This window comes from Paenibacillus polymyxa, assembly GCF_001719045.1.
Classification (GTDB): domain Bacteria; phylum Bacillota; class Bacilli; order Paenibacillales; family Paenibacillaceae; genus Paenibacillus; species Paenibacillus polymyxa_B.
The window spans coordinates 4,984,132-5,007,864 of the sequence record NZ_CP015423.1 but is presented as its reverse complement, the minus strand read 5'-3'; the positions used below and the strand labels follow the sequence as shown (position 1 = coordinate 5,007,864).

At 45.9% G+C, this 23,733-nt stretch carries 27 protein-coding genes; all 27 read right to left on the bottom strand.

What is annotated here, in order from left to right; translation table 11 throughout:
* Window positions 1-11: 11 nt before the first annotated feature.
* Entirely contained in the window at window positions 12-1,124 is a 1,113-nt protein-coding gene (gene flhB / locus AOU00_RS22715) for a flagellar biosynthesis protein FlhB (protein WP_039274693.1), read from the bottom strand.
* Window positions 1,124-1,909 (bottom strand): flagellar biosynthetic protein FliR, encoded by a 786-nt coding sequence (gene fliR, locus AOU00_RS22710; protein ID WP_069291730.1) that lies wholly within the window; start codon window positions 1,907-1,909, stop codon window positions 1,124-1,126. Before fliR ends, flhB begins: the two co-directional genes overlap by 1 nt.
* 10 nt (window positions 1,910-1,919) lie before the next feature.
* Window positions 1,920-2,189 carry a flagellar biosynthesis protein FliQ gene (gene fliQ / locus AOU00_RS22705; RefSeq protein ID WP_007430038.1) on the bottom strand — a complete coding sequence of 90 codons (270 nt, stop codon included), beginning with the start codon at window positions 2,187-2,189 and terminating at the stop codon, window positions 1,920-1,922.
* A gap of 37 nt (window positions 2,190-2,226) precedes the next feature.
* A complete protein-coding gene (gene fliP / locus AOU00_RS22700; protein ID WP_013309901.1) occupies window positions 2,227-2,982 on the bottom strand; it encodes a flagellar type III secretion system pore protein FliP in 756 nt (251 codons plus the stop codon).
* Entirely contained in the window at window positions 2,979-3,512 is a 534-nt protein-coding gene (locus tag AOU00_RS22695; protein WP_023988197.1) for a flagellar biosynthetic protein FliO, read from the bottom strand. The genes fliP and AOU00_RS22695 overlap by 4 nt, the downstream gene beginning before the upstream one ends.
* A 12-nt stretch (window positions 3,513-3,524) precedes the next feature.
* Window positions 3,525-3,890 (bottom strand): response regulator, encoded by a 366-nt coding sequence (locus AOU00_RS22690; protein WP_010346372.1) that lies wholly within the window; start codon window positions 3,888-3,890, stop codon window positions 3,525-3,527.
* A gap of 29 nt (window positions 3,891-3,919) precedes the next feature.
* On the bottom strand, window positions 3,920-5,230 hold the full coding sequence (gene fliY / locus AOU00_RS22685; protein WP_069291729.1) for a flagellar motor switch phosphatase FliY: 1,311 nt from the start codon (window positions 5,228-5,230) through the stop codon (window positions 3,920-3,922).
* The gene (fliM, locus tag AOU00_RS22680; RefSeq protein ID WP_029516998.1) at window positions 5,220-6,218 is read right to left on the bottom strand and encodes a flagellar motor switch protein FliM; all 999 of its coding nucleotides are present in this window, start codon (window positions 6,216-6,218) and stop codon (window positions 5,220-5,222) included. The genes fliY and fliM overlap by 11 nt, the downstream gene beginning before the upstream one ends.
* A 43-nt stretch (window positions 6,219-6,261) precedes the next feature.
* A complete protein-coding gene (locus AOU00_RS22675) occupies window positions 6,262-6,735 on the bottom strand; it encodes a flagellar basal body-associated FliL family protein (protein ID WP_023988194.1) in 474 nt (157 codons plus the stop codon).
* On the bottom strand, window positions 6,732-6,956 hold the full coding sequence (locus AOU00_RS22670) for a flagellar FlbD family protein (RefSeq protein ID WP_013309896.1): 225 nt from the start codon (window positions 6,954-6,956) through the stop codon (window positions 6,732-6,734). The genes AOU00_RS22675 and AOU00_RS22670 overlap by 4 nt, the downstream gene beginning before the upstream one ends.
* Before the next feature lie 60 nt (window positions 6,957-7,016).
* Window positions 7,017-7,826: a flagellar basal-body rod protein FlgF gene (gene flgF, locus AOU00_RS22665; RefSeq protein WP_069291728.1), complete on the bottom strand. Its 810-nt coding sequence runs from the start codon at window positions 7,824-7,826 to the stop codon at window positions 7,017-7,019.
* Between the two features lie 103 nt (window positions 7,827-7,929).
* Window positions 7,930-8,310 (bottom strand): TIGR02530 family flagellar biosynthesis protein, encoded by a 381-nt coding sequence (locus AOU00_RS22660; RefSeq protein WP_061831868.1) that lies wholly within the window; start codon window positions 8,308-8,310, stop codon window positions 7,930-7,932.
* Window positions 8,307-8,840: a flagellar hook capping FlgD N-terminal domain-containing protein gene (locus AOU00_RS22655; protein ID WP_025723729.1), complete on the bottom strand. Its 534-nt coding sequence runs from the start codon at window positions 8,838-8,840 to the stop codon at window positions 8,307-8,309. Before AOU00_RS22655 ends, AOU00_RS22660 begins: the two co-directional genes overlap by 4 nt.
* A gap of 19 nt (window positions 8,841-8,859) precedes the next feature.
* Window positions 8,860-10,317: a flagellar hook-length control protein FliK gene (locus AOU00_RS22650; RefSeq protein ID WP_069291727.1), complete on the bottom strand. Its 1,458-nt coding sequence runs from the start codon at window positions 10,315-10,317 to the stop codon at window positions 8,860-8,862.
* Window positions 10,318-10,343: 26 nt separating this feature from the next.
* Window positions 10,344-11,327: a magnesium transporter MgtE N-terminal domain-containing protein gene (locus AOU00_RS22645; RefSeq protein WP_069291726.1), complete on the bottom strand. Its 984-nt coding sequence runs from the start codon at window positions 11,325-11,327 to the stop codon at window positions 10,344-10,346.
* Window positions 11,328-11,374: 47 nt separating this feature from the next.
* Window positions 11,375-11,818 carry a flagellar export protein FliJ gene (gene fliJ, locus AOU00_RS22640; RefSeq protein ID WP_013309890.1) on the bottom strand — a complete coding sequence of 148 codons (444 nt, stop codon included), beginning with the start codon at window positions 11,816-11,818 and terminating at the stop codon, window positions 11,375-11,377.
* 10 nt (window positions 11,819-11,828) lie between these two features.
* Entirely contained in the window at window positions 11,829-13,148 is a 1,320-nt protein-coding gene (gene fliI, locus AOU00_RS22635; RefSeq protein WP_069291725.1) for a flagellar protein export ATPase FliI, read from the bottom strand.
* A complete protein-coding gene (locus AOU00_RS22630) occupies window positions 13,135-13,971 on the bottom strand; it encodes a FliH/SctL family protein (RefSeq protein ID WP_069291724.1) in 837 nt (278 codons plus the stop codon). The genes fliI and AOU00_RS22630 overlap by 14 nt, the downstream gene beginning before the upstream one ends.
* The gene (fliG, locus tag AOU00_RS22625; RefSeq protein ID WP_013370674.1) at window positions 13,964-14,980 is read right to left on the bottom strand and encodes a flagellar motor switch protein FliG; all 1,017 of its coding nucleotides are present in this window, start codon (window positions 14,978-14,980) and stop codon (window positions 13,964-13,966) included. Before fliG ends, AOU00_RS22630 begins: the two co-directional genes overlap by 8 nt.
* An 11-nt stretch (window positions 14,981-14,991) precedes the next feature.
* Window positions 14,992-16,575, bottom strand: coding sequence for a flagellar basal-body MS-ring/collar protein FliF (gene fliF, locus AOU00_RS22620; protein ID WP_013309886.1), 1,584 nt, complete (start codon window positions 16,573-16,575; stop codon window positions 14,992-14,994).
* 35 nt (window positions 16,576-16,610) lie between these two features.
* Window positions 16,611-16,925, bottom strand: a complete 315-nt coding sequence (fliE, locus tag AOU00_RS22615) for a flagellar hook-basal body complex protein FliE (RefSeq protein ID WP_061831861.1) — start codon at window positions 16,923-16,925, stop codon at window positions 16,611-16,613.
* Between the two features lie 39 nt (window positions 16,926-16,964).
* Entirely contained in the window at window positions 16,965-17,417 is a 453-nt protein-coding gene (flgC, locus tag AOU00_RS22610) for a flagellar basal body rod protein FlgC (protein WP_013309884.1), read from the bottom strand.
* A gap of 6 nt (window positions 17,418-17,423) precedes the next feature.
* Window positions 17,424-17,831: a flagellar basal body rod protein FlgB gene (gene flgB / locus AOU00_RS22605; RefSeq protein ID WP_013309883.1), complete on the bottom strand. Its 408-nt coding sequence runs from the start codon at window positions 17,829-17,831 to the stop codon at window positions 17,424-17,426.
* 408 nt (window positions 17,832-18,239) lie between these two features.
* Window positions 18,240-19,640: an ATP-dependent protease ATPase subunit HslU gene (gene hslU / locus AOU00_RS22600; RefSeq protein ID WP_023988186.1), complete on the bottom strand. Its 1,401-nt coding sequence runs from the start codon at window positions 19,638-19,640 to the stop codon at window positions 18,240-18,242.
* 36 nt (window positions 19,641-19,676) lie between these two features.
* Window positions 19,677-20,219: an ATP-dependent protease subunit HslV gene (gene hslV / locus AOU00_RS22595; protein ID WP_013309881.1), complete on the bottom strand. Its 543-nt coding sequence runs from the start codon at window positions 20,217-20,219 to the stop codon at window positions 19,677-19,679.
* Between the two features lie 26 nt (window positions 20,220-20,245).
* Window positions 20,246-21,586: an FADH(2)-oxidizing methylenetetrahydrofolate--tRNA-(uracil(54)-C(5))-methyltransferase TrmFO gene (trmFO, locus tag AOU00_RS22590; protein WP_069291723.1), complete on the bottom strand. Its 1,341-nt coding sequence runs from the start codon at window positions 21,584-21,586 to the stop codon at window positions 20,246-20,248.
* A gap of 27 nt (window positions 21,587-21,613) precedes the next feature.
* The gene (gene topA / locus AOU00_RS22585; protein ID WP_069291722.1) at window positions 21,614-23,716 is read right to left on the bottom strand and encodes a type I DNA topoisomerase; all 2,103 of its coding nucleotides are present in this window, start codon (window positions 23,714-23,716) and stop codon (window positions 21,614-21,616) included.
* Window positions 23,717-23,733 lie beyond the last annotated feature (17 nt).

The window sequence follows — 23,733 nt, the reverse complement described above, 5'->3', positions numbered from 1 at the left end:
CTCCGATCCCTTTATTTCACTTTACCTTTTAATTTATATACATACGCCAGCACTTCGGCAACGGCCTGGAACAGATCAGCTGGTATCGCATCCCCGATTTCGGCTCTTTGAAACAGCGCCCGCGCCAGCGGCTTGTTTTCCATCGTTATTACGCCGTTTTGCTTGGCAATTTCTTTAATTCGGAGCGCAACGTAATCTTGCCCTTTCGCAATAATCTGCGGCGCTTCCATCTCCGAACCGTCATATTTCAAAGCCACAGCAAAGTGCGTAGGGTTGGTGATGATGACATCTGCATTAGGAACCTCCTGCATCATACGCTGCATAGCCATACGGCGCTGACGCTCGCGAATTTTCCCTTTGATCAGCGGGTCACCCTCCATTTTCTTGTATTCATCCTTGATGTCTTGTTTGGACATTTTCAGGTTTTTCTCATGCTCATAACGTTGATACATATAATCCAATACCGCTAAAACGAACAGTACCACACCAATTTTGAGCCCCAGTTCCATCGTTAATGAAGCTGTAAAGCTCAACATCTGATCGCCGGACATTTCAGCCAGTTTGGGTAGGTCAGCCTTTGTTTTCCAGAGTACGCTGTACACCAGATAACCAATTACAGTCATCTTTAAAACGGATTTTAGGAATTCAACCAATGACCTCATGGAAAAAATATTTTTGAATCCTTTAATCGGATCAATCTTGCTAAACTTGGGCGTAATGCCCTCTCCGGTTAATAAAAAGCCGATCTGCATGTAATTGGCTGCTATCCCGATGACAATAGCCCCAATAAAAATAGGTGCTAGCATAATCAAGATTTGCACGCCATACTCGCCCATCATCAGCAGCGTTGTGTTCGGCGTTACCTCCATAGAGAGCCGATTCACAAAAATATCCCGAAATAGTCGAACTGCATGGTCCTTAAAATACCCGCCGAAAATCATGAGGCAAAAAAACGTAACCAGCAGGACACCAGCGGCGGGCAACTCCATGCTTTTGGCAACCTGCCCTTTTTGTCTTGCATCCTGTTTCTTTTTGGGTGTAGCTTTTTCCGTTTTTTCCCCTGAGAACAACTGCAGGTTCATAGCATATTTAAATGACAAACTACGTTCCTCCAGACCAGACATTAAGGACGATTACCCATAATATCCAACAAGTTGCGCATGGATTCGAACATCACCGAAAACAATCTTTCGAATATGAAAGCAAAACTTGGCATGAGAAGCAGTAACATGAACAGTCCCACAATAATTTTAAGAGGTACACCAATAACAAAAATGTTGAATTGTGGCGCTGTTTTAGCTAAAAAACCAAGTCCCACATCTGTTAAAAAGGTAGCCACTACAATGGGAGCAGCAATTTGAAAAGCAAGCATAAATGATTCCGCAAAAGAACGTATCAGGAATTCAGTTACACTGCCACCATACAGCTTTACAAAAAAATCATTTGTCAACGGTACCCAATCATAGCTGTATAAGATAGCATTTAGCAGATGATGGTGCCCATTTATACTTAAAAAGAACAATACTGCAATGGCAAACTTAAAATTCCCCGTTAAAGGCGTTGAAGCCCCTGTCATGGGATCAAACACACTCGCCATTCCGAAGCCCACCTGTAGATCTATAAATGAACCTGCAGTTTGGATCGCTGTCATGAACAGATATGCAGTAAACCCCAATAACAACCCAATCAGCACTTCACGACCCACTAACAGCACGTACGATACATCGGTCGGTACCTGTTGATGCGTACCATATGTAAGATACACGACCAAAGCTAGAAATCCTGAAATTCCGACCTTAAAGATATTAGGTACCCCTCGGGTTGAAAAAATAGGCGCTACTACAAAAAATGAGGTAATCCGACAAAAAATCAGCAAAAAAACAGGAAAACTCTGTAACAATATGTTCATAACATTCAGCCTAACCTATATATTTGTACAAATTGTCTAGAATGTTATACGTAAAGTCCACTAATGTGGTCAATATCCAGGGCCCGAACAAAAGCAATGCCAGCAATACGGCGACAATCTTCGGAACAAAGGCCAGTGTTTGCTCCTGAATTTGGGTTGTCGCCTGAAAAATACTGATAATCAAACCCACGACTAGCCCCAAAATCAGCATCGGAGCGCTCACCTTGAGTACAATGTACACCGCTTGCCCAGCCAGGGAAATAATAAACTCCGAAGTCATTGCCGTCCTCCTTGATTGCTGTCCTTGCATGAAGTATTCATGTGTTAAAACTCAGAAGCAATGATTTGACAACCAAATACCAACCATCTACAAGTACGAAAAGCAGTATTTTAAAAGGAAGTGAAATCATTACCGGTGGTAGCATCATCATCCCCATAGCCATGAGTGTACTCGATACCACAATGTCTATAACTAAAAATGGTATGAAAATCATAAAACCCATCTGAAATGCCGTTTTCAACTCACTGATTGCATAAGCCGGAACCATCACCGTTAGTGGAATATCCTGATAATTCTTTGGTTTTTCCATCTTGGTGTATTTCATAAAGAGTAGTAGATCCTTCTCACGTGTATGAGAGAACATAAAGGTCTTGATCGGTACCGATGCCTTATCCAGCGCCTGAGACTGTGTTATATCCCCCTTGAGATACGGCTGAAGTGCAGTTTCATTCATAGCTGAGAACGTCGGTGCCATAATGAATAAAGTGAGAAACAAAGCCAGTCCGACAAGCACCTGATTAGGCGGCATCTGCTGGGTTCCCAGCGAAGTTCGCACAAAGCCAAGCACAATCACAATTCGCGTAAAACTTGTCATAAGTACAAGCAACGCAGGCGCTACACTAATGACAGTAATAAGTAAAATAATAGACAGCGAGGTGGCACCGGGCTGTCCTTTGTCCGAATTGCCGACTTGAATATCAATGTTCGGAATCGGTTCCGCAGAGGCCGCCGTCACCGAAATGAAGCTGAACAAGACAAGCAGCAAACATGCAAGTATAATCTTTTTTCTCATGAATCTCCCGACCGATCTGTAGTATTCTCCTCATTGCGCAGCTTTTCAAGTTTATCCTTGCGATTCGGCATTTGCCGAAGCTTGGATTCAAACATCTCGTGAAAAGACGTCTCCTCTTCAGGCTGCTGCTGTGCCGCGTTGTTCCGGCGAAGCTTATCCGCAATTTTAGCGAATAGCGGGGCAATCGGGCCGCGCTGCAGAGAAGCTTCCTGCTCCAGTGCGGCCAAAATTTGCTCCACTTCTTCAGGATCGGATACTTTGTCAACAAGCCGGATATCTTCTCCCACACCAATGAGGTACACACTGCTACCAACTTCAACAAGCTGAAGGGATTTATTGGGACCAAGTCCCACGCCTCCCAGTATGCGAACGGAGCGGTTGCTAAACCAGCTCTGATTTCTTTTACTCAAAAACCGTATCAAGTACACGATCAGTACGATGATAAAGATTAGCACGAAAAGGACCCAGGCAATGTTGCCTATATTGCTGGATGTACTCAATGCGTCAGAGGCACCCTGTTGTGTATCCATACTGGGTGCGCCTTACACACCCAGTGTTTTGTTGATGGCTTCGATAACCCGATCCGATTGGAAAGGCTTAACGATAAAATCTTTTGCGCCAGCTTGAATGGCATCAATAACCATTGCTTGCTGACCCATCGCGGAACACATGATAACCTTTGCGTTCGCGTCAATTTGTTTGATTTCCTTCAGAGCGGCAATGCCGTCCATTTCAGGCATCGTGATATCCATCGTAATCAGGTCCGGACGAAGCTCCTTGAATTTTTCAATGGCCTGTGATCCGTCCTGGGCCTCTCCTACTACTTCAAATCCATTTTTGGACAGGATGTCCCGAATCATCATTCTCATAAATGCAGCATCGTCCACGATCAAAATACGGTTTGCCATCTGAAATAAATCCTCCCTAAATTATGCTTTTATTGTAATTTTTGAATACGGTCCCATTGGCTTACAATATCTGTTACACGCACGCCAAAGTTCTCGTCGATTACGACAACCTCGCCCTTGGCAATCAGTTTGTTGTTAACCAAAATGTCCACCGGCTCCCCGGCAAGCTTGTCCAGTTCAATAATTGAACCTTGTGAGAGCTCCAGAATATCTTTAATTTGCTTTTGGGTCCTTCCTAATTCTACGGTGACTCTAAGGGGAATGTCCATCAATAAATTTAAATTGTTTTCATCCACTTGCGCAAATGCACCGGACTGCAAGTTAGAAAATTGTACAGGTTGTACATTTACATTACGTCCCGGTACTGCGCCGTAGTGATGAGGCGTTCCATAAGGAGCTTGCGGCGGTACACCAGCTGGCATTCCATAACCCGGTGTTCCATAGCCTGGAGCGCCCTGCTGCCCATATCCCGGGTCTTGAGGATACATTGGCGGTTGTTGCCCATATCCTGCGTCTTGCGGCGCCTGCGCGGCTGCAGGTGGCTGCTGATAGGCTGGTGCAGGTGGTTGCTGCGGAACGCTAGCTTGTTGCGGCGCTTCGGGAGCAGCTGTTGCAGCTACCTGTTGTGCGGACGCTTGCGGTTGTTCTTCATCCTCTCCGCCATTCATTAGGATGCTCACCATTTTTTTGGCGAAATTAACAGGCAACAGTTGCATCAGCGTAGAGTCAATGAGATCCCCGATCAATAACCGGAAGGATACTGTAATGAGCGTCTCTTCATCCGGCAGACTAGATACTCCATCACCGTGCATAGGATCCAAAATATCAATCCCCGGTGGAGAGATATTAACAAAACGATTAAACATGGTAGACATAGAGGTCGCCGACGATCCCATCATCTGGTTCATCGCTTCCTGCACGGCACTGATGTGAATTTCATTCAATTCTTCATCCGCTGGGTTACCTTCACCACCAAGCATTAAGTCCGCTATCACTTGTGCATCACGCTTTTTGATTACGAGTGAGTTAATACCCTCGAATCCATCGACATAATTTACATGTACAGCTACGTGTGGCTTTGGAAATGCAGTTTCAAATTCAGAACGGGTAATAATTGAAACTTTAGGTGTCGTAATATCCACCTTTTGACCGAGCAGTGTGGAAAGAGCCGTAGCTGCGCTGCCGAACGTTATATTACCGATTTCCCCGAGAGCATCCTGCTCCAGAGGAGTCAGAAAATCGTCAACGGTCTTGTTGGCGGGAGTAGAATCCGTCCCCGCTTCAGACTGTTTCAGCAAGGCATCGATTTCCTCCTGGGACAAATAGTCTTTACTCGTCAATTTCTTCAACTCCTTCGTTGACAATTTCATCAATTTGTACGGCAACACGATCTCTTACCATGCCGGGACTTCCCATAAACTTCAATTTCTCGCCCACCCGGATGGATAGTCCTTCTTTGACAGGCTTGTTCAATGAAATGACATCCCCTACCGAAAGACCCAGAAACTCGGCTACATTTATCCGGGATTCACCCAACTCCGCAATAATAGGGAGCTCTGCTTTGGTGACCCGTAATCTCAAGGCGTCGATCTCTTCGGGCGCCCTTGATTTCTTTTCGGATGTAAACCACTGGTGCGTGGACAGTCTGGCCATAATGGGTTCCAATACCACGTGCGGGATACAGAGGTTAATCATCCCTGTGGTATCACCAATTTTGGTGCTAAGCGAAATCAGAGCAATCGTTTCATTGGGCGAAACAATCTGCATAAACTGCGGATTCGTTTCCATCGCCTCTAGACGCGGTTCAATGTCCAGTACCGTTTTCCAAGCCTCTTGCAGGCTATCAAAGGTACGGCTGAAAATTCGCTCCATGATCGTCGTCTCGATTTCGGTCAACGCAGTAACCTTTGACGGTGCCGAACCTGTTCCTCCGAGAAGCCTGTCCAACATGGCATAAGCAACGTTCGGGTGAACCTCAAGCACCATACGGCCTTCCAGCGGTTCAGCTTCAAAAATGTTTAGAATGGTCATTTTCGGAATGGAGCGAATGAATTCATCATAAGGAAGCTGCTCCACCTGAACGACATTAATTTGGACAAAAGTACGAAGCTGCGCTGAAAAATATGTGGTCAGATACCGTGCAAAGTTCTCGTGTATCCGCGTCAGACTCCGTATATGATCCTTGGAAAACCTAAGCGCTCTTTTAAAATCATAAGCGCGAACTTTCTTTTGGGTATCTTCCTTTTTAAGTTCTTCCGCATCCATTTCACCGGACGAAAGAGCTGCTAAAAGGGCATCAATTTCCCCTTGTGACAGTACATCCACCAATGTTATTCACCCCCTTACGTGTTCCTGACAAGTTCACCTGGAATCAAATGGCTGCCAGCAAAAAGTCTGTAATTTTGGCGTTCCCCAGGTGACCTTCAGGGAGCGACTTGTTGATGAGATCCGTCAGCTTGTCACTGAACTGATCCCGGCCTTTAGCCGTTCTGAGCTCATCAGGTTTGGTGTCTGCAAGCAATTGAATAACGATGGGCTTAATACTGATGTCTTTAATTTTTTCAAAAGATTCTTTTGCTTTGGCATCGTTCAATTGAAAAGATAGGTTCATCTGGACAATATAATCTGCGTCTGCCAAATTCGTTTTAATACCGGTAATTTCAGAGCTCACTTCCACCAATTCATCTGCTGACAATCTTGGAAGTTGTTCTGCTTGAGCAGCTTGCGCATTCGGTATGACTTCCGACTTCTTCCCGCTAAGCGCTGGTATAAGTACAAAGGCCGCGCCTGCAATCAAAGTAATCGCGAGTAAAATTGTAATGAGCCATGGCAGCATCTTCTTCATTCGTCTTCCTCCATTTGTTGCACTTTTATCGTGGCGGCATGCATGCCGATTTCACGGCTGTAACCCTTGATCAAGGAGACGACATCTGCCGCTTTTTCCAATACAATCAACCGTTTCCCCGTCACCAAAGTGACGTATGTATCCGGTGTTTCCTCCACAGTCTCAATGAGCAGCGCATTAAGCCACATAGGCGAGCCGTTCAGCCGCGTTAACGGGATCATCGTAACACCAACCTCCTGATAGGTGCGGAGGAGCCTCTACTCCTCCGCGTTTAAATGAGATTATCGTTTCAAGTTTACAACTTCCTGTAGCACTTCATCCGAGGTCGTAATGATACGCGAGTTCGCTTGGAATCCGCGCTGAGCTACGATCATTTCGGTAAATTCGCCTGTCAGATCAACGTTGGACATTTCCAGCTGACCTGAGATGATAGCTCCACGCCCCTCTGAGTTGGCTGCTCCAGGCTCAAGTTCATCAATGTTGGAGTTGACCGTTGTACGATACAGGCTGCCTCCAATTTTCTCCAAACCTTCCGGGTTAGTAACTCTGGCTATACCAATTTGTGTGCCATTATTCACTGTACCATCATCTAATTGCTGTACAATCGTGCCATCCTGTGAGATAGAGACTGCCGTAACATTGTCTTCAAGTGTGATTGGATCTCCATCCAAATTTCCCACAAAAAATCCATCGGAAGTAACCAGATTTCGGTTCGCATCTACGTGAAAATCACCCGCACGAGTCAGATAAGGAACTTCCTGTGCATCATTCATTTTGACCAGGAAAAATCCGTCACCGTTAATACGTAAATCCGTTGGATTGTTCGTAGTCATTGCACTACCTGGAAGGTGCAGTGTATCAATAGAGCTGACCGACACTCCCAAACCTACCTGCTTGGCATTTTGCCCGGCGGTTGTTGTTCCGTCTGGTGCACTTGCGCCTGAACTCGTTTGGCTCAAGATATCCTTGAACATCACTCGGCTGGACTTGAAGCCTGTAGTATTTACGTTTGCAATGTTGTTACCGATAACGTCCAGCTTCGTTTGAAAGCCCTTCATGCCCGATACACCTGAATACATTGATCTCAACATTGAGTATAAATCCTCCTCTGATTGGTTGCTTAGTTGACCGCATCAGTCGATCCGCGGCTTTTTCATGGCTTTCCTATTCGGGCCAGCCACTTCGTATACATTTTTATGAAATAATTACAGCACTATCTATCTGCGTAAATACGTTATCCTCCATGGACTTCTTATCCATCGCGGTAACAACTGTTCGATTAGGTACACTTACAATCAAAGCCATATCCTGCATTAAAATCAGTGATTCTTTGGCGCCTTTGGCAGCTGCTTTATCCACAGCAGAGTTAATTTTCGCCATTTGGTCACTTCTCAACTCTATTCCCCGTTGCTCCAGACGCTTGGCTGCATGGTTGCTCAGCTTGAGCACCTGATCCTGCAACACCTGACCGAACGGTCTGGCATCCTTCGATACCGAATTTACTCGGTTTTTTGAGATTGCTGCCGGGGGCACGTTGGCGGGAAAAAGGCGTCCGACCGTTATCCTGTCATTCATGAGTTCTCACCGCTTCCAGTAGAGGAAGAAGATGAAGTATCCGATGTATCTGTAGCGGGAGTCGTTGTGTTAGCCTGGCTCACTGATGTTACATCTTTTAATGCCACCTCAGCCGCTCCCATTTTGGCATACTGCACACCGTCACGAATAACGATGGAATCCACGATTCCACTTTTCACTGTACCCGCACCTGTTTCACCTGTAATGGAGTCTTTTTTACCTGCCTCAATCCAGCTGACTTCTTTTCCTATCAAACCGGAGGCTGTACCTAAAGACTGTCCCAATGCATTCAACTGCGTAGAAATGTTCATCAGTTGTTCTACCGAGGAAAATTGGGCCATTTGAGCGATAAATTCTTTATCCTCCAAAGGCTGCATCGGATCCTGATTTTGTAGCTGGGTGATCAAAATTTTCAAAAACTGATCTTTACCCATCGTTTTAGTATCCTTGGCACTTGCCGTTTTGACATTATTCACATTGTAATTCGGCCAAACGTTACTGGTGGATACATTGTTGTCTGTAGTTGTCATTGTGTTCTCACCTCCATTATTACGCTTGTGCTGTAAAGGAGCCTGTCCGATTCATATCATCTGCGCGTTGTTCAGCTGTCCAGTTACGAAGCTCTTCTGCCATTTCAGCTACCTTCAAAGCATCCTCGCTCTCTTCTCTACCTCGAGCTTTGGAACGTTGATTGGATTGCTGCTGCTGATTAGCTCCAGATCCGCGTCCATCCTGATACATATGGGAGGAAAGCGACTCATTGTGCGTTACTTCTACCTTATCTACCTGGATACCTTGGCTCTGAAGACTCGAACGCAGCTGCGACATTTGCTGTTCCAGCAAATCCTTCGCTCCGCTATGCTCAGTCATGAACTGGGCAACCAGATGACCATTTTGCATTGTCAGCTTAACTTCCAGCTGGCCCAGATGATCTGGACGAAGCATGATAGTCGCTTCCGTCAAACCAGTGTGTTTTACAATGTCAAGTTTCTGCACTACAAATTCGGTCATCTCCTTGGCAAATTGCCGTACATGTACGACTGGTTGAGCCGGAGCCGAAGGTGTTGTTCCTTGCGTTTGTACCGAAAGCTGTCCCGCAGTCGTGATCACTGGAGTCTGATTGTCAGTTGCTGTCGAATCCGCTTGCTCAGTTGCATCTACGAATGCACTCGCTTCATCTGTTACAGTCGTCTTAACTGCAGACTGAACGAGAATATTAGTTGATGAACGTTGCCCTTCTGAACCTTGTTGATTAGTTTCGCCCTGACTTGCTTGCTGCTGAGAAGCAACAACCTGTTTGTCTGTAGTAGCTGTAGCTACGGTCTGAGTACCATTTGCTCGATTTGCAGAAGGCTGAACTGCTTGTGAATCCCCACCATCAGCAAGTTCCACAGCTTTCATTAGACCATTCCACTGCTCATCGGAAATAGCTCCCGTACCTGCCGTTGCGCTTTGGAGCGATTGTAGTAACTGTGCCACCTGGGACTTTTTGTCTCCAGAAGCCTGCTCTGCTACATTGGCAAGTTGTGACAAAGCGTCCTGTAATGCAAATCGAAGAGTAGCCGGGTTGGCTGCCAAAGCTGTTAAGCCTGTCGCCTCTGTCGTTTCTCCACCGTTTAACTGTTGAGTTGTTCCGTCGCCTTGTAAAAACTGTTGTACTTGCTGAATCCACGCTTGCAGAGTTGCAAGCAGAGCAGGATCAGCAGCTACTTGATCATCCAGCTTTTCAAGATTTTGCAGCAAAGGAGCCAGTGTTTCGGCCAGCGGCTCGGTTGGAGCTTCCGTGGATTCTCCAGTTGCAATAAGCGGAAGTACCATAACTAATGGAGAACCGTTCGCATCTGTGCCTGCTGAGCCCGTTTGCCCGCCTGTCATCATTTGCGTAAGTGTTTGATTAAAAGCACCCGTGGTTGCTCCAGCAGCTGTCGCTGTAGTCGTTGTTGAGGCCGTTGTACTGCTAGCTGTCTGACTGGAGCCGAGCGATACACTTTGAGAAATAAGGGTCATTTATTTTTCACCTCCCTTCATTTAAATTACTTACTGCCCATCAGTTTGTTCAAAATTTTTGCGGTCTGAGCAGCATCCTTGGCAGACATATTTTGTAGTAAAGAACCACGTGTCGAATCATCTACTGTATTTAATATGTTTAATGCCTTGTCTGGACTGATTTTGTAAGTTTGTAAAATAAGTTCGGCACCGCTCTTCTTGTCCATGGAAGCAAATGTGCTACTGATTTGAGTGCTTTGCAAACTCTTACTCGTTGTTCCAGCTGTGGTACCTTGATCCTTTTTCAGACGAGACTGCAAGGCAGCAACTGACAAATCCGTAGATGGCGTTACGTTTTTCAGAGCCATAGTAATATCGGCTGCTTTTTTAGCGTCCATCTTTTGCAAAATCTTTGCACTGTTGGCAGGGTCCATGTAGCTTAACAGCTGCACAGTCTCTTCCGTGGTCAGATTCTCCATAATCGGTGCCGCTTTACTTGCTGTCATCCCTTCATACATGCTAGCAAGATCTCTGGCCTGTTTTACATAAGGATCTTCATTTGTTGTTCCACCTGTAGTTTGCGTACCGGCCTGTCCCGGCTGACTGGCCTGTGACTGCTGCTCCTGTTGCGTTTGCAGCGTATTGACCTGATTCTGCAGTTCAGTAACCTTTTTATCTTGTGTCGTCTTAGCAGCGGTAGCCTTTTTAAGCTCCTCCGTCTGCTTGGCTAAATCTGCCTTTAACTGCTCAATAGTTGCTTCAGAACTTTCAGACTGAGCCTTCTGATCTGCCTCTTTCGTCTGAGTAGCCTTATCTTTCGGTTCAGGTATCCAATTTTTAACAACTGGTATTTTGTTCCCTAACGAAATCATTTCGCTTCTGAAGTCCATATTGAACAATGTAAGCAGGACCCCGACCAGAACGATTGTGAACACAATCGGAATCAGGAAAAACATAAACCGTTCAAATCCCCCGCCTGATTCTTTTCCTAAATCCATATCCAGTTCATTTTCTGCTAACTTCTGTGCCATCGTCTTCCTCCTCAGGCAGCTGATATGCGTATCCTATGACTTTCCGCTTACCGGGCTTTCATGGCAAATCGCACGGAAGCCATTTCATCCAGCTCGTTCTGCTCGCGCAGGAGCATTTCCTGTTGGAATTTCACGTTGGCCTTCTCTCTCGCTTTCAGCCAAACCTGTTCATCCAGCATTTTATCGGTCAAAACGGTTTGTTTGCTTTGCACATTTTGCTGCGCATATTGAACATCCCTATGCTTGCGTGTAATACATTGGTCCAGATGATTAACATAAGCCTGTAATTCCTGAATGGTAGAGAGTGGCGCGCAATCCTCGGCAGCCTTTTGAATGGCTGATATGACCCGATTCCTTTCGCCTACAAGCTGTGTTAATGTCTGCTCCTCAGCCTGCAATTGTCCGACAGCACTGGAAAGCAACCATTCGGCCTGTGACTTTTCGTTGGTTTTCAAGTCTACAACTTTCTGAAAGGAATACTGAAATCTCATCGTTCAACCTTCATCTCCTCGTAAATTCAGAAATCAAACGCTCTCTTACCTCGTCCAGCTCAGCCTTTTCATCTGTTCTTTGTCTTGTAAAATCCCATATATCCCGTATGCGCTCCATGGATTCGTCAATTTCTGCATTTGAACCCTGCTGATAGGCCCCGATATTAATCAGGTCCTCCGAATCTTTGTAAATGGCCATCAAGCGCTTAATGTTCTCGGCAGCATCTATCTGATCTCGTGGTGCGATATCCTTCATAACCCGGCTAATACTCGCTAACACATCAATTGCTGGAAAATGTCCTTTGTTCGCAATTCCACGATTCAAGACAATATGTCCATCCAAAATCCCGCGCACCGCATCCGCGATAGGCTCGTTCATATCATCACCATCGACCAGTACCGTATAAAAAGCGGTTATGGAGCCAGTAGGACCTGTCCCTGCACGCTCTAAAAGCTTAGGTAGACTAGCAAACACGGAAGGGGTGTACCCTCTCATTGCCGGTGGCTCCCCTACGGCTAGGCCGACTTCACGTTGAGCCATCGCATACCGGGTAACTGAATCCATCATCAGCATGACATTCAATCCGCGATCCCGAAAATATTCTGCGATGGTCGTTGCAATAAGTGCACCCTTAATACGGATTAACGCAGGTTGGTCGGAAGTTGCCACAATGACCACGGAACGTTCTAGTCCCTCCGGACCTAAATCGCGTTCAATAAAGTCCAGCACTTCGCGTCCACGTTCCCCGATCAAGGCAATTACATTCACATCGGCTTCCGTATTACGAGCAATCATTCCCATCAAGGTACTTTTACCTACACCCGAACCTGCAAAAATACCAACCCGTTGTCCTTTACCGATAGTAAGCAACCCGTCGATAGCGCGCACCCCGATACTGATTGGTTCCTGCACACGCGGACGATTCAGCGGATTGGACGGAATATTGAAGGTTGAATATCTCGCCATTCGCGAGGGGATCAATGAGCCATCCAGAGGCTGACCCAAGCCGTCCAGCACTTTGCCTAACAGTTCCGACCCGACCTGCACATTCAACGGCTTCCCTGTTCCTACAACATCACAACCGGGACCAATAGATTGCAGTTCTCCAAGTGGCATCAGAAGCACTTTATTGTCCCTGAAGCCTACAACTTCCGCTTGCAACGGCTTGGCCGTTTTGCCCGGATAAATGTAACAAACATCCCCGATACTGGCGTCCGGACCTTCCGATTCAACCATCAGGCCGATAACCTGCGTAACCTTGCCATTTACCCGGACCGGGTCCAACTGGCGCAAATGATCCATGTAGCGCTGCGCATTAAGCCCCTTCATGTCTTCGCTCCTCATTCTCATGTGCCAGACGCAGTAGTTCCTTTTTGATCTCAGCTAATTGCGTATCAATCCGCGCATCCACGCTTCCAAAGGAAGAACGGATAACACATCCGCGATCTTTGACGGTACCATCAGGAATAATTTGCAGCTCTGCCTGCGAATCGACAGTTAATGACAATTCTTCTCGTGCACCTTGCACAAATGCGAAATGCTGAGGCGACACACATAATGTAATGGTTCCTTTTTCCCGCTTACGAGCCAAATTTTTACGAATTAATTCAATCGTGTATTCTGGCTCAAGGCTAAGCTGTTTCTCAATGACCTTCTCAGCAATAGCACTACTCAGTTCGACCAGGAAAGGCTCCGCTTCCTGAATCAGTTGTTCCTTAATCTCATAGGCCTGACGCAGAATATCCTGTGCTTCTTCCATCATCTGCTCCGATTTCGTTTGGAGCTCGGCCTCAGCCAGCTTCTGGCCTTCTTCATATCCTTGCTGAAACCCATCAGCTTTTAACGACTGAGTCAACTGATCGTCATGCTCGCGTCGTTCCTGCCACCAGGCTTCAATCTGCTGCTGTGCCTCCTGAAGCATCCGTTCCGCTTCTTCAGCTGCCTCGCGAACCTGACGTTCGGCAAAATCCTTGGCATCATTCAGCATTTCATCCCGCAGCCGTTCAGCCTCGTGATCTCGCTGAGGCTCCGGCTCCGTATATTCAGTTGTGATTTCTTCATCCGTCGTTTCTGGCGCATACGTATGTGCCACATCAATTGTTTTCAAAGCCTCTACAGGAACATATTGGAAAGATTTAATCAAGTTAGACAATGATGTCATCTCCTCCGCCGCGTGCGATTATAATCTCACCGGCCTCTTCCAATCTGCGGATCGTCGATACGATACGTGTCTGTGCTTCTTCCACATCACGCAACCGCACCGGTCCCATGTACTCCATTTCCTCTTTGAAGGTTTCTGCCATACGTTTCGACATATTTCGGAAAATCACATCGCGTACTTCTTCACTGGACACTTTAAGCGCCAATTGCAAATCTGCATTGTCGATATCGCGGATAATGCGCTGAATGGAACGGTTGTCCACATTGACGATATCCTCGAACACGAACATTCTTTTCTTGATTTCCTCAGCCAGTTCTGGATCTTGAATTTCAAGCGAGTCGAGAATCGTACGTTCGGTTCCGCGGTCTACGCCATTCAAAATCTGAACAATGGACTCGATACCACCCGCATTCGTATAATCCTGCGTCGCGGTTGCAGACAGTTTTTGCTCCAACACTCGTTCCACCTGGGAAATAACTTCCGGAGATGTACTGTCCATGACAGCGACACGCCGGGCCACATCTGCCTGTTTTTCCTGTGGCAGAGACGACAGAATTGCAGCCGCCTGCTCAAATTGCAAGTACGAAAGCACGAGAGCAATCGTTTGCGGATTCTCATTCTGTATAAAATTCAATATCTGGTTTGGATCAGCCTTGCGGGCAAAATCGAAGGGTCTTACCTGTAACGTCGCTGTTAGACGGTTAATGACCTCAACTGCTTTTTGCGATCCGAGTGCTTTCTCCAATATTTCTTTAGCGTAATTAATACCGCCTTGGGAAATGTACTCCTGAGCCAAACAAATTTGATGAAACTCGGCCATGATGGAGTCCTTCTCAATGGCATCGACCTTCCGCACATTGGCAATTTCCAATGTAAGTTGCTCGATCTCCTCATCACGCAAATGCTTGAATATTTGAGCAGATACCTCTGGTCCCATTGTGATCAGAAGTATAGCTGCTTTCTGTCTTCCCGTTAAACCTTGACTGCTTGCCTTTGCCAATGAACTCACCTCTATTCGTCAGCCAGCCATGTACGAAGCAGATTGACGAATTCGTCGGGTTTCTTTTTCGCCAGACTTTCAAGCTGTTTACGCACTTGACTTTCATTTGTCACACTTTCCATGGTAATAGACGGGAACTCCGTCGGCGTTGGCATGAGTTGCAATTCTTCATCCAACTCTTCTTCCTGCTTACGACGACCGCGTACGATGAGGAAGATTACACCCGCCAGCAGTGCCAGAACAGCAGCTCCGATGCCCCATAGCCAAGGGTTGGAAGCTGAGAAGAATGTATTCGTGCTCGCAGGCGCTGGAACAGCTTGTGAGAACACTGAAACCTTCTTAGCCAAATCAGCGTCTGTAATAGTAGTACCAGAATTCGCCAACGACGCTCTTACAATATTAACCAAAATATTTTGAATTGCTGTCTGAGTTGCAGTATCCAACGTTTGCTGACCTGTTGGTGGTTCAACTGCAACATTAATGGTTAAATCTTTTACAGTGTACGGACTTTGGATAATATCCCTTGCAATTCGGTTAACTTCGTAGTTAATCGTACTTGAGCTCTTATCTGAGCTGGTATTGCCGGAATTAGCTCCTCCGGGGTAGCCCGGAACATCCTGTGTTCCTGTTCCTGCAACTCCTCCGGTTTGTCCACTACTGCCCGTATAGCTTTCCTGAATTTGTTGGGCGCTAATTTCAATACCCTTCATTTTCGTTTGATCAACAGGTGTGACCATTTGTTCTTTTGATGTGACTTTGTCGAAATTTAGCTGGGACATAACCAGCACGTTTACCTTGTCGTCTCCAACAATTTTCGACAAAAATTGTTGGACATTATTCCTTACATCGCTCTCAAACTTCTTCTGTAGAGCCATGTTTTCCTGAACACCACTAGTGAGCCCACCTTGGCCGCCCTTGGCCGTTGGAATCAACTCATATTCCTTATTGGTGATCGTAATGTTTTCCACTGGCAGATTCGGCACGGCCGTTTTTACCAGATTAAAGTATCCGTCGATCGCTTGCTGATTTGGAGTAAAGCCAGGCTCAAATTCCATTTGAATCGAAGCGGAGGCTTTGTCCTTTTCTTCAAGTCCAGCAAAAATGTTTTCCTTTGGCATATTAATGACAGCTTTGGAGCTTTGGACACCATCCATCCGTTCCAACAATTGCTGTATTTCGCCATTCAATGCATTATTATACTTCACATTGAACTCGTTCTCCGTCATACCAATCGCAGAGGAGGACTGGTCAAAAGCGCTCATGCCGATTGAACCCTTCTGAATCAGGCCTTGAGACCCAACATCTACCTTTGCCTTATCCGCATTAGCAGTTGGGACTGAGATTTGTGTCCCACCAGCATTAAGTTGGTACGGTATACCCGCAGAATCGAGATATTTAATGACTCCGGCAGCATCGTTAGCATTTAAATCTCGGAAAGCCACTTCATACTCGGTTTTGGTAAACTGCATCGTTAGCACTACAACGGCGATAATGATGAATGCTAATGTCGAAACAAGTAATATCTTCTGTTTTTTGCTGAAATTATTCCAATACCCGGAAATCTTATCCCGATATTGGGCGATTCTCTCGTTCACTCCGTCACCCCATCCGAAACTTTGCTAAACCCTCTTTACATCTGTGTACGCATGATCTCCTGATAGGCTTCGATCGCTTTGTTTCGGACCTGTGTAGTAAGCTGCAGGGAAAGCAGCGCTTGTTGGGAAGTGATCATGACCTGATCTACATCAACTTTGCCTGCCATGAATTGGTCGGACATCTGGTGCGTAGCGGCTTCCTGCTGCCCTACTTCATTGAGAGCATCCTTTAGGAAGGAACCAAAATCCTTCAAGGATTCGGAAGGCGTCGCTTTCGTCAACTCATTGTTAGGCGATTGAATCTGCTGTATTGCCGGTGTCTGTACATTAAACATGGCGTTCTGAATCATGTTTTACTCTCCCTATTAAGTAGTTAGTAGTCCTAGAACTTAGCGACCGATTTCAAGCGCTTTGGAAACCATAGCCTTTGATGCATTCAGAGCTGTTACATTGGCTTCGTATGAGCGTGTTGCGGAAATCATGTCGACCATTTCTTTCATAATGTCTACATTAGGCATATATACATAGCCATCTTTATCAGCGTCCGGGTGACCCGGATTGTACACAGGCTTTAAAGGTGACTGATCTTCCTGAATTTGCGAAACCTTAACGCCAGCAGCGCTTGTGCTACTTCCTTCCATTTGAGCCTTCAAAACATCGGCAAAGCCAGATTGGTTCGGCTCCAAAACAACCGTTTTTCTCCGATATGGAACTGCTTGTCCATTCTCTACTTTCGCCCGAGTTGTCTCTGCGTTGGCAATGTTGCTAGATATAACGTCCATCCGCAACCGTTGGGCCGTAAGAGCAGATGCACTAATATCAAAGCCGTTGTTAATCTTCACCTAGTCCTATCTCCCTTCTACCGCTGTTCTCATCATCTTGATGCGCTCATTAATTTCTTGGATGTAGGTATTATATCTTAGTTGATTTTCAGCCATAAGACTCATTTCTCTGTCGATATCTACGTTGTTCATATTGTTATTCATGACTGAGTACCCATCTTTGGTGACCGTGGCATCTGGAATGGAGTTCACAGGTCCTATTTGAAAATGTCTTGAATTGGTTACTTTTCCACGTAGTGGTGTGACATCACCGTCCATTTGCTGCTGAAGCAGTTCTTCAAATGAAACCTCCGAACGCTTAAAATACGGGGTATCCGCATTGGATATATTGTCGGCCATCACACGTTGTCTCGTATTTGCCGCCTGTACACCTGCCTGAAGCTTTTGAAAGCTCATATCACCCAGCAGATTCATTTAGCTCCTCCCTCCCAGCGTCTACTCCAAAGTAAGATTCAATAAAACAAGATTTTTCACTTTTTTTCGACAATAAAATTTCATAATTATACATTTCTTTTAGGTCTTAAGTAGAAAATAATAACTTTCTGTCATATATTCTAAGTTTCGTAGAGTTGGGACCTAATTACAATAAGAAAAAAGCCCTATCTTTTTTAAAAAAGAGGGCTTTAGATGCATAAAATGTTAAATTTTTCAGGTTTATTTCAAGAAAATGAATGTTTTCTTAGCACTTTACACCTGTAAAAGATTATACGTCCTACTTTTGGAATAGACAGAAAAATCATCAACTTGACCATTATCTAGGTCTAAACGACGGTGCAAGATAGTGTTATTCTGGACCTCACACCCTATTTTTAGAAACCCTATTCATAAAATATACTGACTAAGGTCCCTGTTTTGGGCAATATCTCCCAGCTTCTCACGTACATATTCCGGGGTAATGATCATACGATCCAATGTAAGCTCTGGTGCTTCAAACGACAGATCCTCCAGCAGCTTTTCTAGAATGGTATGCAAACGACGTGCACCAATATTTTCGGTGTTGCGATTTACAGACTCAGCAATGCTGGCAATCTCACGGATCGCTTCCGCAGAAAATTCGACTTCAATCTCCTCAGTACGGAGTAGATCAGTGTATTGCTTGGTCAGCGCATTTTTAGGCTCCGTCAGTATCGACACAAACTCATCCAAAGTCAGGCTACTTAATTCCACACGGATTGGAAAACGACCCTGAAGCTCAGGGATCAGGTCAGATGGTTTTGCAACATGAAAAGCTCCTGCAGCAATAAACAGAATGTAATCTGTTCTTACCGGACCGTATTTGGTCATGATGGTAGATCCCTCGACAATAGGTAAAATATCGCGCTGGACGCCTTCTCTCGACACATCGGGGCCGCTACCCTTACCCTGGCTGGCAATCTTATCTATTTCATCAATAAAAATAATACCGGATTGCTCAGCACGCTTCACAGACTCCTGAATCACATCATCCATATCGATCAATTTGGCGGCCTCATCTTGAATCAACACCTTGCGAGCTTCCTTGACTGGTAGCTTGCGCTTTTTCGTCCGCTTGGGCAGAAAACTTCCGAACATCTCCTGCATATTCATACCCATTTGTTCATTCCCTTGCCCAGCAAACATATCGAGCATATTGGGGGCAGTATCCTCCACATCAATCTCTATGACATCATCCTCAAGCTTACCAGACAATAGATCGAATTTAACCTTACGGCGCTTTTCTGCCAAAGATCCATCCTGTTGTGGCGGTTCTTCTTCTACTGAAGTTCCCGTGTTATTGCCAAACAGCATTTCAAAAGGATTACGTTGCGATTTGTTTGACTTTTCTGCAGGTACAAGGATGCTGACAATCCGTTCATTTGCCATGTCTTCCGCTTTGTCCTTCACATTCTCTGTTCGTTCCGTCTTAACGATGCGAATAGAGGTTTCCATCAGATCACGCACCATGGATTCCACATCACGACCGACGTAACCCACTTCTGTAAATTTGGTCGCCTCTACCTTGACAAAAGGAGCTCCCACGAGCCGTGCAAGTCTACGTGCAATTTCAGTTTTACCCACACCTGTCGGTCCGATCATCAAAATATTTTTAGGCACAATTTCATCCCGGATATCATCCGGCAGCTTACTACGCCGATAACGGTTGCGCAAGGCAACAGCAACAGATTTTTTAGCTTCCTTTTGTCCGACAATATACTTATCCAGCTCGGATACCACTTGTCTGGGCGTCAACGATTGATTATTCATTTTGCACTCCTCCACCCTTGAATACTCAGAGCCGATTTACAGTTCTTCTACGATAATCTGATTGTTTGTATACACACATATTTCCGAAGCAACCTCTAGCGCTTCCCGTGCCATGTCCTTTGCTTCCATGCCAGAGCCATGGCGTTTGAAAGCACGGGCAGCCGCCAATGCAAAATTACCACCTGAGCCAATCGCAAGCACATCATCATCCGGCTCTATAATTTCGCCGCCTCCAGAAATGAGCAACATTCCGGATGAGTCCATCACAATCATGAGCGCTTCCAGCTTGCGCAGGATACGATCCTGACGCCAGTCCTTGGCAAGTTCCACGGCTGCTCTTTGAAGATTTCCGTGGTGTTCCTCCAGCTTATTTTCAAACTTTTCAAATAACGTGATAGCATCGGCCACTGAACCGGCAAATCCTGCAACGACCTGACCTCGATACAATCTGCGCACTTTTTTAGCCGTCTGCTTCATGACAACACTGTTGCCGAACGTTACCTGTCCATCACCCGCAATAGCTCCCTTGCCATTGTGGCGTACAGCGCAGATGGTGGTAGCATGAAAGGACATATCCATAACGCGCTCCTCCTTTTCCTTCATCCTTATGCCTGTACTTCAGCTGACATAACTCCCGTTTCGTTGATATAACCCCGCAAACTTTCCAACGCGCGATTAGCGAGAGCTTCATTTTTTTCCTTTTTGTTACGAATCCGTTTCTCCAACTTTGGAAGCAAACCAAAGTTTGCATTCATCGGTTGAAAATGCTTAAAATCAGCGGTCGTAATATACCGTGCCATGCTACCTAATGTCGTTTCCGCAGGAAATACAAACATTTCCTGTCCACGCGCTGCTCGTGCCGCATTCATCCCGGCCAGCAGACCAGAAGCCGCTGACTCCACATATCCCTCTACACCGGTCATTTGTCCGGCGAAGAATAGATTACTTCTTCCCTTAAACTGATAAGTTGGATGAAGTTGCTGCGGAGAATTAATAAAGGTATTGCGATGCATCACACCGTAACGTACAAACTCTGCCTCTTCAAGACCCGGAATCATTGAAAACACACGCTTTTGCTCCCCCCATTTGAGGTGAGTCTGGAAACCAACCAGATTATACAGCGTTCCTGCGGCGTTGTCCTGGCGAAGCTGAACAACTGCGTGGGGCAGTTCACCTGTATGTGGATTTACGAGACCCACGGGTTTCATCGGTCCGAACAATGCCGTTTGTTTCCCACGTTGCATCATCACTTCGATGGGCATACAGCCTTCGAAATAAATTTCTTTTTCGAATTCCTTGACTTGCGCTACCTCAGCCGTAACCAGAGCCTCATAAAAAGCATCAAATTCCGCTTCGTTCATCGGACAATTCAAGTACGCTGCTTCTCCCTTATCATAACGGGAAGCCAGATAAACCTTGCTCATGTCGATAGAGTCCTTTTCTACAATCGGGGCTGCCGCATCGTAAAAATAGAAATACTCCTCTCCCATCAGTGATTTAATCTGTTCCGACAAAGCCGGAGAAGTTAAAGGCCCCGTCGCAATGACCACAATACCGTCCTGTGGGATTTCCTGAAGCTCTTCATTAACAACCTCGATCAAAGGATGTTGATGAAGCGTCTCAGTAATATGACCGGAAAATCCGTCACGATCCACTGCCAATGCACCGCCAGCCGGAACAGCATGACGATCTGCTGCACTCAGAATCAAGGAGTTTAGTATTCTCATCTCTTCCTTCAGTACACCTACTGCATTCGTTAGGCCGTTTGCCCGCAAGGAATTACTGCATACCAGTTCGGCAAATTTATCTGTATGATGTGCTGGTGTTTTTACAACCGGCCGCATTTCATATAACTTGACTGGCACTCCACGGCTTGCAATTTGCCAGGCAGCTTCGCTGCCCGCCAAACCTGCTCCGATGACCGTTACCTTTTGTAGTTCACTCACGTTTAAATCCCCCTGCTATTGTTGTTCTTAAGAAGTCTCTACGCTCTCATCGCTCTCTTCCAGCATTTCGCTGTGATCGCAGACCGTACAGTTGAGCTTCGTCCCTTGTTTTGTACGTTTTTCGACCATTAGGCTACTGCAACTTGGGCAAGGCTTAATGGACGGTTTATCCCAGGAAACAAAATCACATTCCGGGTAGCGGTCACATCCATAGAAGATACGTCCCTTTTTACTCCGTCGTTCGACGACATGGCCCTCACCGCATGAAGGACAATTAATCCCGATATCCTTAACAATTGGCTTTGTGTTACGGCAATCTGGAAAAGCAGAACAAGCCAGGAATTTACCAAATCGGCCAAGCTTATACACCATTTGGCTGCCACACTTATCACAAATGACATCGGATACTTCATCTTTTATTTCAATTTCTTTCATTTCTTCTTCAGCCACTTCAAGTCGCTTCTCGAATGACTCGTAAAAGTCACTCAACACCTTGACCCAATTACCTTCGCCTTCTTCGACGTGGTCAAGATCACCTTCCATATTAGCTGTAAACTCCACATTCAGTATCTCTGGAAAGAACTCCTCCATCTGTTCGATGACCAATTCGCCCAGCTCTGTAGGGAAAAATTTCTTTTCTTCAATAGCAACGTACCCACGTTTCTGAATGGTTTCCAGCGTTGGTGCATACGTACTTGGACGTCCTATACCCAGTTCTTCCAGCGTCTTCACCAGTCGCGCTTCCGTATAACGGGGAGGCGGTTGTGTAAAATGCTGCTTCGGCTCAACTGCTTCTTTTTTTAATTTATCGCCTGGTTGAAGTGGTGGCAGCAGTTTATCTTCTTCGGTTTTACCATCGTCATTTCCCTCTACATACACTTTCATGAAACCTGGAAAACGAACCTTAGAACCTGCTGCCCGGAATATCGTCTCACCCGCTTCAATATCTACGGACAAAGTATCCATAATAGCAGATGCCATCTGGCTGGCCATGAAACGTTCCCATATCAATTTGTACAAACGGAACTGATCCCGACTCATAAACGGCTTAACTGTTTCCGGATCGCGTAACGCAGAGGTTGGGCGAATTGCTTCATGCGCATCCTGGGCGTTGGCCGCTTTTTTTGAATATTGACGAGGAGTTTCAGGTACAAAAGCTTCGCCATATTTTTGAATAATTAATTCTTTCGCTTCCTCTTGAGCTGAAGCAGCGATCCGTGTGGAATCCGTACGCATATACGTAATCAGACCCACGGTCCCTTCTTTTCCTAAATCCACACCCTCATATAGCTGCTGAGCTACAGACATCGTTTTAGATGCACGGAAGTTGAGCTTCCGAGCCGCCTCCTGCTGCAAGGAACTTGTTGTGAATGGAGGAGAAGGATTGCGTAAACGCTCTTTCTCTTTCACATCGCGCACCTTGTAAGACGATTTTCCGATAGCTTCCAACACTTCTTGTACATCCGCTTCGCTGGAGAGCTCTTTCTTTTCACCGCGCAGCTTATGAAATTTCGCTTCAAAGGTGCTGTCCTTAATAGCTAGTTTAGCTGTAATCGTCCAGTATTCTTCCGGTACAAACTCACTGATCTCGTTTTCCCGGTCCAAAATAATTTTCACCGCAACCGACTGCACCCGCCCAGCGGATAGACCCTTTTTCACCTTTTTCCAGAGCAACGGGCTGATTTTGTAGCCAACAAGTCGATCCAGTATCCGTCGTGCCTGCTGAGCATTAACCAAATCCATATTGATTTTACGGGGTGTTTTAAAAGCATCTTTGACAGCCTGCTTCGTAATTTCATTAAATACAACACGGCAATCTGCTGTATCGTCCAGTTCCAGCGCATGCGCCAGATGCCAGGCAATAGCCTCACCTTCGCGATCCGGGTCAGCCGCCAGATATACTTTTTTTACTTTTTTTCGGGCATCCTTTAATTCTTTTAGAATGGAGCCTTTACCTCGAATGGTAATGTATTTGGGATTAAAATCATTTTCGACCTCTACGCCGATCTGACTCTTCGGTAAATCCCTGATATGACCCATGGAAGCCTTGACGATATATTTGCTGCCTAAGTATTTGCCGATCGTCTTCGCCTTGGAAGGCGATTCCACGATGACGAGTGAATCCGCCATAGGCTCTTCCTCCTCTC

Coding starts and splice junctions, on each gene's coding strand:
- flhB (WP_039274693.1), bottom strand. CDS start 1,124: ATGTCTGGTCTGGAGGAACGTAGTTTGTCATTTAAATATGCTATGAAC.
- fliR (WP_069291730.1), bottom strand. CDS start 1,909: ATGAACATATTGTTACAGAGTTTTCCTGTTTTTTTGCTGATTTTTTGT.
- fliQ (WP_007430038.1), bottom strand. CDS start 2,189: ATGACTTCGGAGTTTATTATTTCCCTGGCTGGGCAAGCGGTGTACATT.
- fliP (WP_013309901.1), bottom strand. CDS start 2,982: ATGAGAAAAAAGATTATACTTGCATGTTTGCTGCTTGTCTTGTTCAGC.
- AOU00_RS22695 (WP_023988197.1), bottom strand. CDS start 3,512: ATGGATACACAACAGGGTGCCTCTGACGCATTGAGTACATCCAGCAAT.
- AOU00_RS22690 (WP_010346372.1), bottom strand. CDS start 3,890: ATGGCAAACCGTATTTTGATCGTGGACGATGCTGCATTTATGAGAATG.
- AOU00_RS22675 (WP_023988194.1), bottom strand. CDS start 6,735: ATGAAGAAGATGCTGCCATGGCTCATTACAATTTTACTCGCGATTACT.
- AOU00_RS22670 (WP_013309896.1), bottom strand. CDS start 6,956: ATGATCCCGTTAACGCGGCTGAACGGCTCGCCTATGTGGCTTAATGCG.
- flgF (WP_069291728.1), bottom strand. CDS start 7,826: ATGTTGAGATCAATGTATTCAGGTGTATCGGGCATGAAGGGCTTTCAA.
- AOU00_RS22660 (WP_061831868.1), bottom strand. CDS start 8,310: ATGAATGACAGGATAACGGTCGGACGCCTTTTTCCCGCCAACGTGCCC.
- AOU00_RS22655 (WP_025723729.1), bottom strand. CDS start 8,840: ATGACAACTACAGACAACAATGTATCCACCAGTAACGTTTGGCCGAAT.
- AOU00_RS22650 (WP_069291727.1), bottom strand. CDS start 10,317: ATGACCCTTATTTCTCAAAGTGTATCGCTCGGCTCCAGTCAGACAGCT.
- AOU00_RS22645 (WP_069291726.1), bottom strand. CDS start 11,327: ATGGCACAGAAGTTAGCAGAAAATGAACTGGATATGGATTTAGGAAAA.
- fliJ (WP_013309890.1), bottom strand. CDS start 11,818: ATGAGATTTCAGTATTCCTTTCAGAAAGTTGTAGACTTGAAAACCAAC.
- fliI (WP_069291725.1), bottom strand. CDS start 13,148: ATGAAGGGGCTTAATGCGCAGCGCTACATGGATCATTTGCGCCAGTTG.
- fliE (WP_061831861.1), bottom strand. CDS start 16,925: ATGATTCAGAACGCCATGTTTAATGTACAGACACCGGCAATACAGCAG.
- flgB (WP_013309883.1), bottom strand. CDS start 17,831: ATGAATCTGCTGGGTGATATGAGCTTTCAAAAGCTTCAGGCAGGTGTA.
- hslU (WP_023988186.1), bottom strand. CDS start 19,640: ATGAATAATCAATCGTTGACGCCCAGACAAGTGGTATCCGAGCTGGAT.
- hslV (WP_013309881.1), bottom strand. CDS start 20,219: ATGGATATGTCCTTTCATGCTACCACCATCTGCGCTGTACGCCACAAT.
- topA (WP_069291722.1), bottom strand. CDS start 23,716: ATGGCGGATTCACTCGTCATCGTGGAATCGCCTTCCAAGGCGAAGACG.